Annotated in this window: 12 protein-coding genes and 1 pseudogene; 4 read left to right on the forward strand and 9 right to left on the reverse strand. The window is 64.7% G+C overall.

The window, feature by feature from the left end; all coding sequences use genetic code 11:
• A partial coding sequence (locus tag Q8N40_RS14335; RefSeq protein WP_305712288.1) for a hydroxymethylglutaryl-CoA lyase occupies positions 1-858 on the reverse strand: 858 nt, incomplete at its 3' end.
• A 162-nt stretch (positions 859-1,020) separates the two neighbouring features.
• Between Q8N40_RS14335 and Q8N40_RS14340 the strand changes: the two genes are divergently transcribed.
• Positions 1,021-1,773, forward strand: coding sequence for a sulfate transporter family protein (locus Q8N40_RS14340; RefSeq protein WP_305320438.1), 753 nt, complete (start codon positions 1,021-1,023; stop codon positions 1,771-1,773).
• A 155-nt stretch (positions 1,774-1,928) separates the two neighbouring features.
• Here the strand turns inward: Q8N40_RS14340 and nth are convergent.
• Positions 1,929-2,726 (reverse strand): annotated as a pseudogene (gene nth / locus Q8N40_RS14345) (endonuclease III); the annotation flags it as partial.
• Between the two features lie 22 nt (positions 2,727-2,748).
• Between nth and Q8N40_RS14350 the strand changes: the two are divergent.
• From Q8N40_RS14350 to gpmI, 3 genes are all read left to right on the forward strand, one after another.
• On the forward strand, positions 2,749-3,261 hold the full coding sequence (locus tag Q8N40_RS14350; RefSeq protein WP_305320437.1) for a DUF2244 domain-containing protein: 513 nt from the start codon (positions 2,749-2,751) through the stop codon (positions 3,259-3,261).
• Positions 3,262-3,315: 54 nt separating this feature from the next.
• The gene (locus Q8N40_RS14355; RefSeq protein ID WP_305712289.1) at positions 3,316-4,212 is read left to right on the forward strand and encodes a bifunctional helix-turn-helix domain-containing protein/methylated-DNA--[protein]-cysteine S-methyltransferase; all 897 of its coding nucleotides are present in this window, start codon (positions 3,316-3,318) and stop codon (positions 4,210-4,212) included.
• A 79-nt stretch (positions 4,213-4,291) separates the two neighbouring features.
• Positions 4,292-5,824, forward strand: coding sequence for a 2,3-bisphosphoglycerate-independent phosphoglycerate mutase (gpmI, locus tag Q8N40_RS14360; RefSeq protein ID WP_305712290.1), 1,533 nt, complete (start codon positions 4,292-4,294; stop codon positions 5,822-5,824).
• Positions 5,825-5,902: 78 nt separating this feature from the next.
• Here gpmI and dapB read toward each other — a convergent pair whose 3' ends face one another.
• The 7 genes from dapB to dnaK form a co-directional block, all read right to left on the reverse strand.
• Entirely contained in the window at positions 5,903-6,718 is an 816-nt protein-coding gene (dapB, locus tag Q8N40_RS14365; RefSeq protein ID WP_305712291.1) for a 4-hydroxy-tetrahydrodipicolinate reductase, read from the reverse strand.
• A 226-nt stretch (positions 6,719-6,944) separates the two neighbouring features.
• A complete protein-coding gene (locus Q8N40_RS14370; protein WP_305320433.1) occupies positions 6,945-7,247 on the reverse strand; it encodes a DUF1330 domain-containing protein in 303 nt (100 codons plus the stop codon).
• 23 nt (positions 7,248-7,270) lie between these two features.
• Positions 7,271-7,981 (reverse strand): orotidine-5'-phosphate decarboxylase, encoded by a 711-nt coding sequence (pyrF, locus tag Q8N40_RS14375; protein WP_305712292.1) that lies wholly within the window; start codon positions 7,979-7,981, stop codon positions 7,271-7,273.
• Positions 7,982-7,987: 6 nt separating this feature from the next.
• The gene (locus Q8N40_RS14380) at positions 7,988-8,566 is read right to left on the reverse strand and encodes an NADPH-dependent FMN reductase (protein WP_305712293.1); all 579 of its coding nucleotides are present in this window, start codon (positions 8,564-8,566) and stop codon (positions 7,988-7,990) included.
• 47 nt (positions 8,567-8,613) lie between these two features.
• On the reverse strand, positions 8,614-9,216 hold the full coding sequence (locus Q8N40_RS14385; RefSeq protein ID WP_305712294.1) for a class I SAM-dependent methyltransferase: 603 nt from the start codon (positions 9,214-9,216) through the stop codon (positions 8,614-8,616).
• A 98-nt stretch (positions 9,217-9,314) separates the two neighbouring features.
• Positions 9,315-10,448, reverse strand: a complete 1,134-nt coding sequence (gene dnaJ / locus Q8N40_RS14390) for a molecular chaperone DnaJ (RefSeq protein WP_305712295.1) — start codon at positions 10,446-10,448, stop codon at positions 9,315-9,317.
• A gap of 162 nt (positions 10,449-10,610) precedes the next feature.
• Positions 10,611-12,367, reverse strand: a 1,757-nt coding sequence (dnaK, locus tag Q8N40_RS14395; protein WP_305712296.1) for a molecular chaperone DnaK, incomplete at its 5' end; no start/stop codon positions are given.

Below are 12,367 nucleotides of genomic sequence, written 5' to 3' on the forward strand. Positions count from 1 at the left end.
CCCGCGCACCGCGATCAGCCTCTCGATATCGATGCCGGTGGCAAATCCCTTGCTCTCGCAGAGAAACGCCAAATCCTCGAACACCACATTGCCGGTGGCGCCGGGCGCGAACGGACAGCCGCCGAGACCGCCAAGCGAGCCATCGAGAATCCGCGCGCCGGCATCGAGGGCTGCCGACGCGTTGGCAATGCCCATGCCCCTGGTGTCGTGCAGGTGAACGCAGACCGGTTTTTTACCCGACAGTTTCACCGCCGCCGCCGTCAGTTCGCCGACCTGTTTCGGGCCGGCATAGCCGACGGTGTCGGCGATGGCGACGAAGTCGACACCGGCCTCCAGGCATTTTTCGACCAGCTTTAATACTTCTTTCGGATCGACCGGACCGGTGATCGAACATCCCAGCGCCATCGAGATCGCGGCATTGACCAGCGGTCTGTGCGGGCTGGCGTCGCGCAGCTCGCACATCCGCCTGACGTTGGCGATGGCGGATTCGCGGCTGCGGTTGGCATTGGCCTGGCTGTGTTCTTCGGTGGCCGAGACCACCGTGGCGATTTCGGCGACGCCGGAAGCCAGCGCCTCGTTGACGCCGCGTTCGTTCAGCGCCAACGCCACGCCATGCGCGCCTGGCAGTGCGGCGATGGTCGCGACGATGTCGCGGACGTCGACAAATTGCGGAAAGGTGCTCGCGGGCAGGAACGAACCGACTTCGAAATGCCGCACCCCCGCGCCGTATTCGTCGCGGATCCAGCGCTGCTTGGCCGATGTCGAGGGAAATGTTTTCACCAGTTGCAGGCCGTCGCGCAGACCCGTTTCGCGGAGGCTTACGCGGCCGTCGGGATAAACGTCTTCAATGCGGGTCATGCGGGCCTCACGGCGGGTTTGGCGGTTGGAGCAATGTACAGTATTCACCCTCCCTGAACCTAGGTCCACCGTCGTTCAGGCCGGCTTTGCCGGCTCTTGCCGAACCGGGCCTGCATGTCTACCTCTCGCGAGGGCTTTTTCGGAAAAGAGGACTCGACCACCATGCTGGACGCCGCCGTCAAGGCGCTATCGCAAATCCTGTCGCCGCCGATGCGCTCGATCCTGTGGCGGTCGATCGGGCTGGCGCTGGTGCTGATCATCGCGCTGGCAGTCGGCCTGCAGCGGCTGCTGAGCTGGTTCGCGACCTCGGGCGAAGTCTGGCTCGATGGCATGCTTGGGCCCAGCTTCGAGACCTCGATCAATGTGCTGGCCTGGATCGTCTCGATCATGGCCGGGCTCGGCGTCGTGTTCGGCGCGGTGTTCCTGATGCCGGTGATCACCTCGCTGGTGGCCAGCGTTTTCGTCGACGAGGTCGCCGACCATGTCGAGCTCGAGCACTATCCGGCGGAGCGCCCCGGCACCGCGCTGCCGTTCGGCCTCGCCATGACTGAAGGCGTCAAGACCGCACTTCTGACGCTGCTGGTCTATCTGGTCGCGCTGCCCTTCGTGCTGATCGCCGGCGCCGGCTTCATCGTTTTCTTCATCGCCACCGCCTGGCTGCTCGGCCGCGAATATTTCGAACTGGCGGCGATGCGGTTTCGTACCCCGGCGGAAGCCAAGGCGATGCGCAAGGCGAACGCGGCCACCGTCTTCACCGCGGGCCTGTTCATCGCGGCCTTCGTGTCGATCCCGATCGTCAACCTGGCGACACCGCTGTTCGGCATGGCCTTCATGGTCCATATGCACAAGAGGTTGAGCGGCCCGCGGCCGGAGCTGATCGAACCGCCACGGAAGACGAGGGTGCCAGTGGTGTGATTTCTTCTCCCTCGCCCCGCACTTGCGGGGAGAGGGTTGGGGTGAGGGGCTCTGCTATCCGCGACCACTAACGATGAGGAACGAGCGGTGCCCCCTCACCCGCCGCGCGAAGTGCGCGGCGACCTCTCCCCGCGAGCGGGGAGAGGTGAAACCTGCACCGTCTTCTCCGGCCACCGGCAGAGATCGTTGATCAAACACACATCGCAGCGCGGCTTGCGCGCGAGACAGATGTAGCGGCCGTGCAAAATCAGCCAGTGGTGGGCGTGCAGCATGAATTCCGAGGGGATCATCTTCTCGAGCCCGAGCTCGACTTCGAGCGGATTTTTGCCCGGCGCCAGACCGGTGCGGTTGCCGATGCGAAACACGTGGGTATCGACCGCCATGGTGTGTTCGCCATAGGCCATGTTGAGCACGACATTGGCGGTCTTGCGGCCGGCGCCGGGCAGCGATTCGATCTCGGCGCGGCTGCGCGGCACGACGCTGCCGAATTCGGCGATCAGTTTGGCCGACAGCGCGATGACGTTTTTCGCCTTGTTGCGATAGAGCCCGATGGTCTTGATGTAGTCGCGCACGCTGTCCTCGCCGAGCGCGAGCATTTTTTCCGGGGTGTCGGCGATCGCGAACAGCGCGCGGGTCGCCTTGTTGACGCCGGCGTCGGTCGCCTGCGCCGACAGCACCACGGCGACCAGCAGCGTGTAGGCGTTGAGGTGTTCGAGTTCGCCCTTCGGTTCGGGATTGGCATGGCGAAAGCGGCTGAACGCCTCGTACACCTCGGCGGAGCTCCAGGGCCTTGTTTTCGGAGTTTTTGGCTTCGAAGGTTTTTTCTTCGAAGGCTCAGGCTTGACCGGCCTCTTCGCGGCGCGCGCGGGCACCGGTTTGGCTGCCACTTTTTTGATCGGTTTGGCCGCCGGGAGTTTGGACCTGGTCTGAAGGACGCGGGTGATTTTCGCCATGATCGGGGTATACTGACCCGCGATGACCGCAGGCAACGATTATGATCCGCAGCCGGAATTGTTTTCGGCGTTGCTGACGCCGCACCGCTCGCTGAGCCGCACCGGCTTCATCGTGCTGATGGTGTTTCTCAGCGTGGTCAGTTTTGCGGCCGGTCTCGCCTTCCTGCTGATGGGCGCCTGGCCGGTGTTCGGCTTTTTCGGACTCGATATCCTGGTGATCTGGTGGGCGTTCCGGATCAATTTCCGCCGCGCCGCCGCCACCGAGGAGATCCGAATCACGCCGTCCGAGCTGCGGGTGCGCCGGGTCAGCCACCGCGGCCATGTGGTCGAATGGGTGCTCAATCCGCTGTGGGTGCAGCTCGATCAGAAAGCCCACGCCGAATTCGGCATCGAAAAGCTCTATCTGGTCTCCCGCGGGCGCCGCGTCTCCATCGCGAGCTTTCTGGGTCCTGACGAAAAAGCCAGCTTTGCCAAGGCCTTGTTGGCGGCCCTGCAAACCGCCAAGCGCGGCCCGACCCTTAATCCCGTCACATGAAGCCCGATCGGGAATCGGGTGGTTTGCGTAAGGGCTGCGTCCTACATCAGAGCCATGATGAACCTCGCCATGAATGAGCACCGCCTCACCAAACCGGGACCCCAGAACGCGGCACTGCGCGACTATGATTCGGTGCGCCGCGCCATCGCCTTCATCTCGGAGCAATGGCGCGCGCAGCCGACCATCGAAGCGATGGCGGAAGCCGCCTCCGTGACGCCGGATGAGTTGCACCATCTGTTCCGCCGCTGGGCCGGCCTGACGCCAAAGGCCTTCATGCAGGCGCTGACGCTCGACCACGCCAAGGGCCTGCTGCGCGATTCCGCCAGCGTGCTCGACGCCGCGCTCGATTCCGGTCTTTCAGGCCCGGGACGGCTGCACGATCTGTTCGTCACCCATGAAGCGATGTCGCCGGGCGAATGGAAGAACGGCGGCGCGGGCATGACGCTGCGTTACGGTTTCCATCCCTCGCCGTTCGGCACCGCCATCGTGATCGCCAGCGGCCGCGGCCTTGCCGGCCTCGCCTTCGCCGATCCCGGTGAGGAACCGGCCGCACTCGCCGACATGCAGCGGCGCTGGCCGCGCGCGGCCTATGTCGAGGATCGCGACGGCACGTCGGCGCTGGCGCAGCGCGTGTTCGATAAAAAAATGTGGCGCGCCGACCAGCCGCTGCGCGTGGTGCTGATCGGCACCGATTTCGAGGTGCGCGTCTGGGAGACACTGTTGAAGATCCCGATGGGCCGCGCGGTCTGCTATTCCGACATCGCGACCAATATCGAGAAGCCGAAGGCCTCGCGCGCTGTCGGCGCCGCGGTCGGCAGGAACCCGGTCTCGTTCGTGGTGCCGTGCCATCGCGCACTCGGCAAGAGCGGCGCGCTGACCGGATACCACTGGGGCATCACCCGCAAGCAGGCGATGCTGGGCTGGGAAGCCGGACAGGTCGGGATGCATTGAACCCGTAGCGGCGTTCGACGATTGACGACCGCAAATTGATCGCCCACAACCACCTCGGTAAGCAGCCAAAGGTGGATCCATGCAAAAACGTCGTCCTGTCATGCTGGCTATCCTGGACGGCTGGGGCTGGCGCGAAGATCCGGCCGACAATGCCGTTCTTCAGGCCAACACGCCGAATTTCGATCGCTTGTGGAACACCGGCCCGCACGCCTTCCTGAATACGTCGGGACTCGATGTCGGCCTGCCCGGCGGTCAGATGGGCAATTCCGAGGTTGGACACTTCAACATCGGCGCGGGCCGCGTCGTGATGCAGGATCTGCCGCGGATCAACGATGCGATTGCCTCCGGCAGCATCAAATCCACCGCGGCGCTCCGCAGCCTGATCCAGACGCTGAAACAGAACGGCGGCACCTGCCACCTCATCGGCCTGGTTTCGCCGGGCGGGGTGCATTCGCATCAGGACCAGGCCGCGGCACTGGCGGTCATTCTCGCCGATAGCGGCGTCCGCGCGGTCGTACACGCCCTCACCGATGGACGCGATACGCCGCCGAAATCGGCGGCCGATGATTTGAAGCGGCTGCAGGCCGCGCTGCCGCCATCGGTGCCGGTGGCCACGGTGATCGGGCGATACTATGCGATGGACCGCGACCATCGCTGGGACCGCGTCACCAAAGCCTACAACGCCATCGTCGAGGCCGAAGGCCCGCGATTTGCCGACGCACCATCGGCAATTGCCGACGCGTATGCGCATGGACACACCGATGAGTTCGTCGAACCGTCGGTGATCGGCGGCTATGCCGGCATCAGGGACGGCGATGGCGTGCTCTGCTTCAACTTTCGCGCCGATCGCGTGCGGGAGATTCTGGGCGCCATGCTCGATCCGTCATTTGCCGGTTTCCCGCGCAAGCGCGCAGTGCGCTTCGCCGCCGCGGTCGGCATGACGCAATACAGCGAGGATCTGGACCGGCTGATGCAGACGATATTCCTGCCGCAGACCTATCCGAACATTCTGGGGGAGGTCACGGCCGCCGCGAACCGCACGCAATTGCGGATGGCGGAAACGGAGAAATATCCCCACGTCACCTATTTTCTCAACGGCGGACGGGAAGAGCCCTTTGCCGGCGAGGACCGCATCATGGTGCCGTCGCCCAAGGTCGCGACCTACGACCTGCAGCCGGAAATGTCGGCGCCCGAATTGACGGCGAAGGCGGTGGAGGCAATCCGGTCGGGCAAGTACGATCTGATCGTCCTGAACTATGCCAATCCCGACATGGTGGGCCACTCCGGAAAGCTGTCGGCTGCGATCAAGGCGGTCGAAACCGTGGATCACGGGCTCGGCCAGATCGTGGATGCGATCGAGAAATCCGGCGGTGCGCTGCTGGTCACGGCCGACCACGGCAATTGCGAAATGATGCGCGATCCCGTCACCGGCGGTCCGCACACGGCCCACACCACCAACCCGGTGCCGCTGATGCTGGTGGGCGGCGGCGACGTGTCGCTGGCGGATGGTCGGCTGGCGGATCTTGCGCCGACACTGCTCGACCTGATGGAATTGCCGCAGCCGGCCGAGATGACCGGCAAATCGTTGCGGCGGCCGAACAGAACCAGCTAAAGCGCTTTCCAGTTCAAATGAGTCAGAGCGCTTTCTTCTCCCCTCTTCCCGCGAAGCGGTGGGGAGGGGAAAAGAGCGTCAGAAGTCGCGAAGCCCGAGCACGTCGGCCATCGAATACAGTCCGGGCGTCTGCTGGCGCGCCCACAGCGCGGCCTTGATGGCGCCCTGCGCGAACATCATGCGGTCCTCGGCGTGATGCGACAGCGTGATGCGCTCCATGGCGCCGGCGAAGATCACGCTGTGATCGCCGGTGACGGTGCCGCCGCGCAGCGACGCAAAGCCGATATCGCCCGGCCGCCGCGCGCCGGTGATCCCGTCGCGGCCGCGCGCCGAATGGGTGCCGAGATCGACGCCGCGGCCGGCGGCGGCGGCCTCGCCGAGCATCAGGGCGGTGCCCGACGGCGCATCGATCTTGGCGCGGTGATGCATTTCCAGGATTTCGATATCGAAAGCATGGTCGAGCGACTGCGCCACGCGCTTGACCAGCGCGGCCAGCAGATTGACGCCGAGGCTCATATTGCCTGACTTCACCACGATGGCGCGCCCGGTGACGCTCTTGATCACGGCGTCGTCGGACGATGACAGACCCGTGGTCCCGATGCTGTGGACCAGGCCGCGCTCGGCGGCGATCGCGACGTTGGCGATGGTGGCGGCAGGCACGGTGAAATCGACGATGCCGTCGGCATTGGCCGACAGCGACCACAGATCGCCCGAGAGTTTCACGCCGTTTTCGGGCAGGCCGGCGAGCACGCCGGCGTCCTTGCCCAGGAGCTCCGAACCCGGCGCTTCCAGCGCGCCCGTCAGCACGGCGCCCGGCGTTTCCGAGAGGACGCGCGTCAGCGCGCGGCCCATCCGGCCGCCCGCCCCCGCAACGATCAAACGCATGTCGGCCATCGCGCTACCTCGATTGTCCCTTGCCCTATAGCGGGCGCAGGCCGCTCCGGCAACGGATTGATGGGTCTCCTCGGGCGACACACCCACTTCCTCATGGTGAGGAGCGCGTTGGGCAGCGCCGTTGCGCTGTCCGGCGCGCGTCTCGAACCATCGGACACATCGCCTGCTGCCATCCTTCGAGACGCCGCGCGAAGCCCGCGCGGCTCCTCAGGATGAGGCAGAGCTCTTACGGCTGCGGCCCGTCATAGCCTTCGATGACGATCAGTTCGGCGATCGAATGCGGCTGCCGCAGCTTGATGTTGGCCTGGTATTCCGGCGAGCGATAGCAGGCCAGCGCCGTCTCGTAATCGGCGAATTCGATCACTACGTTGCGCGAGCGGCTTGCGCCCTCCAGCGCTTCGAACTTGCCGCCGCGCACGACATAGCGGCCGCCGAATTTCTTGAAGATGGCGGGGTTGGCCGCCGCATAGGCCTTGTAGCCTTCGTCACTGTGAACATCGACGCGCGCGATCCAGTAGCCCTTTGCCATTTGCATTCTCCCTTTGTTGTTGTTCAGCCCAACGCCTGCTTGATCTCGGCCTGAATGGCCTCGGCCGCTTCCTTCGGGTCGGTCGCTTCCATCACGGGACGTCCGACCACCAGATAATCCGCGCCGGCGGCAATGGCGCGCGCCGGCGTCATGATGCGCTTCTGGTCACCGCTTGCAGCTCCCGCAGGCCGGATGCCCGGGGTGACCAGGTTCATCTGGTGACCGACCACCTTGCGCAGATGCGCCGCTTCCTCCGGCGAACAGACGAGGCCGTCGACGCCGAGCACCTGGGCCTGCTGGGCGCGGGCCTCGACCAGATCAGAAACGCCGAGCCGAAAGCCCGCAGCGTGAAGGTCGCCGTCGTCATAGGAGGTCAGCACGGTGACCGCGAGAATCTTCAGGTCCGAACCGGCGCGCGCCTCGACCGCCGCCTTCATGGTCTGCGGATAGGCGTGCACGGTGAGGAACGTCGCGCCGAGTTTGGCGATGCTCTCGACCCCGCGCGCGACCGTGTTGCCGATGTCGTGCAGCTTGAGATCGATGAACACCTTCTTGCCCTGGTCCGCGAGCTGGCGCACCAGCGGCAATCCGCCGGCATAGGCGAGCTGATAGCCGATCTTGTAGAACGTCACGCTGTCGCCGAGCCGGGCAACCATCGCCTCCGCAGCAGGAACGCCGGGCAGATCGAGCGCCACAATCAGGCGGTCGCGGGGAGCGATCTCGGAAGCTTGCATGTCACCTCACATCATGCGCTGGGAAATGTCGATCAGCTGCCGCACCAGTGCGTTCAGCGCCTCGCTGTCGGCCGGATGCTTCAGCCTGTCCATATCATCATAGGCTTCATTGGCGAATGACAGCGCGAGCTGGCTGGGAACGACCGATGCCTGGCAGGCGGTCAGGATCAGCCGCAGCGCCGCCAGGCCGCGGGTTCCGCCGAGCCGGTTTTCCGAGGCCGCGGCGATCGCGAACGGCCGCTCGCGAAAAACCTGGCCGCGGGACTCGTGCGGATCCTGCACCCGGCTGACCCAGTCGATGGCGTTCTTCAGCAGCGGCGAGACCGACGCATTGTATTCCGGCGAAACCAGGAGAACGCCGTGATGCGCGCCCATCATCCGCTTGAGGTTGACCGCGTGTTTCGGCACGCCGGATCTGGTCTGCAGATCGCCGTCATAGATCGGCAGCGGAAAATCCGACAGCGAGATGCGGGTGACCTCGGCGCCGGCCAGCGCCAGTTCATGCGCCGCGGCGGAAGCCAGCTTCGCATTGTGCGAGCCGGTGCGTAGTGAGCCAGGAATGACGAGGATTTTCAGCGCGGCCATGAACCAATCGCAAGTCAGGGCGAACCGGCACAAAAGCCGGAAAGGGATCAGCCCTTGCGATACACCCAGACGCGGGCTGGCGGAAGATTCATCCAGATGCGCTCGGAGGCCTCGGTGGAAACGCCGGGCAGCGATTTCGGAATCGGCGGCGCCACCGAATAGGTGAACTGCACGAAGGGCGCGCCCGGCGCCAGCGCGGCGAAGGCGTCGCGGATCAGTTTCAGCCGCTTCAGCATCGGTTGTGTCACCAGCGGCAGCCCGGACACCACGGCGGATGCCGGCGCGTCCAGCACGTCGCCGAGCGAGTCGCGCAACGCATAGGCGTCACCCTGCACGACCCTGGCCTGCGGATAGCGGTCGCGCAGCAGCGCGCAGAAGCCCGGATTATATTCGACCAGCACGAGCCGCTTCTGATCGATGCCATGCTCGATCAGTGCGTTGGTGATCGCCCCGGTCCCCGGTCCGAGCTCAATCACCGGTGCCGTGGAATCGACATCGACATACTGCGCCATGGTGCGGGCGAGAACCTTGCCCGAGGGCATCACCGCGCCCATCCGCAGCGGTTTCTCGATCCATGAACGGAGGAAGCGGACCTCATCGTCAAGACGAGGGGGTTTCTTCAACGCACGCACGGACGATTGCAAAGGCATTGTCGCTACCAGGCGGGGCCCGCAATGTCGCGGGACTGTCGGAAAACAGTCATAAAGACGTATAGGTCGCAACCGAAACGGTCAAGCCGCTGGAGTCGTCAAGGGTTGGCGCGGCTGCCGAAGAAGTCCTTGACCTTGGTGAAGAAACCCGCCGCTTCCGGCTGGGTTGCCCCGGAAGACAGTTTCTCGAACTCGGTCAGCAGCTCCTGCTGCTTCTTGGTGAGATTCTGGGGCGTTTCGACCACGACCTGGACATACATGTCGCCCATCTGGCGCGAGCGCAGCACCGGCATGCCTTTTGATGCAATGCGAAAACGCCGGCCGGACTGGGTTCCAGAGGGCACCTTCACCTTGGTCTTGCCCTTGTCGATGGTCGGCACCTCGAATTCACCGCCCAGCGCCGCCGCCACCATCGAGATCGGCACCCGGCAATGCAGATCGGCGCCGTCGCGCTGGAAGAATTCGTGGGTCGCCAGCGACAGGAAAATATAGAGATCGCCCGGCGGCCCGCCGCGAACGCCGGCCTCGCCTTCGCCGGCCAGCCGGATGCGGGTGCCGTCCTCGACGCCTTGCGGAATGTTGACCGACAGGTTTCGGTCGCGCGTCACCCGGCCCGAACCGGTGCAGGACGGACAGGGATCCTCGATCATCTGGCCGCGGCCCTGGCAGCCCGGACAGGTTCGCTCCAGCGTGAAAAAGCCCTGCGCCTGCCGCACCCTTCCCGCCCCGCCGCAGGTCGAGCAGGTCTTCGGCTTGGTGCCGGCCTTGGCGCCGATGCCCGAACAGGATTCGCAGGTCACCGAGACCGGAATCTCGATCTGGGCGGTCTTGCCGAGGAAGGCCTCCTCCAGCGTGATTTCCATGTTGTAGCGCAGGTCCTGGCCGCGCTCGCGGCCGCCGCGCCCGCGCTGCCCGGCCATGCCGAACAGGTCTTCGAAGATGTCGGAGAAGGACGAGGCAAAGCCGGCGCCGAAGCCGGGGCCGCCGCCGCCCTGGCCCTGCTCGAAAGCCGCATGGCCGAACCGGTCATAGGCGGCGCGCTTGTCGCCGTCCTTCAGGACTTCATAGGCTTCGTTGATTTCCTTGAAGCGGACTTCGCTGGAGGCATCGCCCGGATTCTTGTCCGGATGCCATTTCATCGCCAGCTTGCGGAAGGCCGCCTTGAGCCCGGACTCGTCCGCGTTCCGCTCGACTTCAAGAGTTTCGTAGTAGCAGCGCTTGGTGGTCGACATCCGTCAAATCCGCCCGAAATTCTGTTCTTGGTCCGAAGGAGTGCTTCCGCCGAGGAAATGCTTCCTCCGAGAATGCAGCCTCCGGCTTAAAGAAAAATGACCCCCATCCCTGGAGACGCAATCCGCGTGCTCTTTGGAATGAGGGCCATGGTACCAGCCGTTTTAAGCGGACTTCTTGTTGTTCTTGTCGTCGTCGACTTCGGTGAATTCCGCGTCGACCACGTCGTCCTTGGCGGCATCCTTGGCGGCATCGCTTTCGGCCGCCTGCTTGTACATGGCCTCGCCGAGCTTCATCGAAGCCTGCGCCAGCGTATTGGTCTTGGCGGTGATCGCCTCGGCGTCGTCGCCCTTCAGCGCTTCCTTCAGATCGCTGACGGCGTCCTCGATGGCGCGGCGCTCGCTCTCCTCGACCTTGGAGCCGTGTTCGGCCAGGGCCTTTTCGGTGGAGTGCACCATCGAGTCGGCGTGGTTCTTGGCGTCGACGGCGGCACGGCGCTTCTTGTCCTCGGCGGCATTGGCCTCGGCGTCCTTGACCATCTTCTGGATGTCGGCTTCGGACAGGCCGCCGGATGCCTGGATCCGGATTTGCTGCTCCTTGCCGGTCGCCTTGTCCTTGGCCGAGACGTTGACGATGCCGTTGGCGTCGATGTCGAAGGTGACCTCGATCTGCGGCATGCCGCGCGGTGACGGCGGAATCCCCATCAGATCGAACTGGCCGAGCACCTTGTTGTCGGCGGCCATTTCGCGCTCGCCCTGGAAGACGCGGATGGTGACGGCGTTCTGGTTGTCCTCGGCGGTCGAGAACACCTGGCTCTTCTTGGTCGGGATCGTGGTGTTGCGGTCGATGATGCGGGTAAACACGCCACCCAGCGTCTCGATGCCGAGCGACAGCGGTGTGACGTCGAGCAGCAGCACATCCTTGACGTCGCCCTGCAGCACGCCGGCCTGGATCGCGGCGCCGATGGCGACGACCTCATCCGGGTTGACGCCCTTGTGCGGCTCCTTGCCGAACAGCTGCTTCACGACTTCCTGCACCTTCGGCATGCGGGTCATGCCGCCGACCAGCACCACTTCGCCGATTTCTCCGGCGGTGAGGCCGGCATCCTTCAGTGCCTTGCGGCAGGGCTCGATGGTCTTCTGCACGAGATCGTCGACCAGCGCCTCGAATTTGGCGCGCGTCAGCTTCATGGTCAGATGCTTCGGACCGGATGCGTCCGCGGTGATGAAGGGCAGATTGATTTCGGTCTGGGTGGTCGATGACAATTCGATCTTGGCCTTTTCGGCGGCCTCTTTCAGGCGCTGCAAGGCAAGCTTGTCGTTGCGCAGGTTGATGCCCTGCTCTTTCTGGAATTCGTCGGCAAGATAGCTGACGAGGCGCATATCGAAGTCTTCGCCGCCCAGGAACGTATCGCCATTGGTCGACTTCACCTCGAACACGCCGTCGCCGATCTCGAGCACCGACACGTCGAAGGTGCCGCCGCCGAGGTCGTACACCGCGATGGTGCCGGTCTTGGTCTTGTCGAGGCCGTAGGCGAGCGCTGCCGCGGTCGGCTCGTTGATGATGCGCAGCACTTCAAGGCCGGCGATCTTGCCGGCGTCCTTGGTGGCCTGACGTTGCGCGTCGTTGAAATAGGCGGGAACGGTGATGACGGCCTGCTCGACCTTCTGGCCGAGATGGGCTTCCGCGGTTTCTTTCATCTTCTGCAGAATGAAAGCCGAGACCTGCGAGGGCGAGTAAGTCTTGCTGTCGGCTTCGACCCAGGCGTCGCCGTTCGATGCCTTGACGATCTTGTAGGGGACGAGCTTCTTGTCCTTCTCGACCATCGGATCGTCGTAGCGGCGGCCAACGAGGCGCTTGACCGCGAAGAAGGTCCGCTCGGGATTGGTCACCGCCTGGCGCTTGGCGGGCTGCCCGACGA

Source organism: Bradyrhizobium sp. (assembly GCF_030693485.1).
In the GTDB taxonomy this organism is placed as follows: Bacteria; Pseudomonadota; Alphaproteobacteria; order Rhizobiales; family Xanthobacteraceae; genus Bradyrhizobium.

Bases quoted from the DNA above. Each gene is read 5' to 3' on its own strand.
- Q8N40_RS14340 (WP_305320438.1), top strand. From the start codon at position 1,021: ATGCTGGACGCCGCCGTCAAGGCGCTATCGCAAATCCTGTCGCCGCCG.
- Q8N40_RS14350 (WP_305320437.1), top strand. From the start codon at position 2,749: ATGACCGCAGGCAACGATTATGATCCGCAGCCGGAATTGTTTTCGGCG.
- Q8N40_RS14355 (WP_305712289.1), top strand. From the start codon at position 3,316: ATGATGAACCTCGCCATGAATGAGCACCGCCTCACCAAACCGGGACCC.
- gpmI (WP_305712290.1), top strand. From the start codon at position 4,292: ATGCAAAAACGTCGTCCTGTCATGCTGGCTATCCTGGACGGCTGGGGC.
- dapB (WP_305712291.1), bottom strand. From the start codon at position 6,718: ATGGCCGACATGCGTTTGATCGTTGCGGGGGCGGGCGGCCGGATGGGC.
- Q8N40_RS14370 (WP_305320433.1), bottom strand. From the start codon at position 7,247: ATGGCAAAGGGCTACTGGATCGCGCGCGTCGATGTTCACAGTGACGAA.
- pyrF (WP_305712292.1), bottom strand. From the start codon at position 7,981: ATGCAAGCTTCCGAGATCGCTCCCCGCGACCGCCTGATTGTGGCGCTC.
- Q8N40_RS14380 (WP_305712293.1), bottom strand. From the start codon at position 8,566: ATGGCCGCGCTGAAAATCCTCGTCATTCCTGGCTCACTACGCACCGGC.
- Q8N40_RS14385 (WP_305712294.1), bottom strand. From the start codon at position 9,216: ATGCCTTTGCAATCGTCCGTGCGTGCGTTGAAGAAACCCCCTCGTCTT.
- dnaJ (WP_305712295.1), bottom strand. From the start codon at position 10,448: ATGTCGACCACCAAGCGCTGCTACTACGAAACTCTTGAAGTCGAGCGG.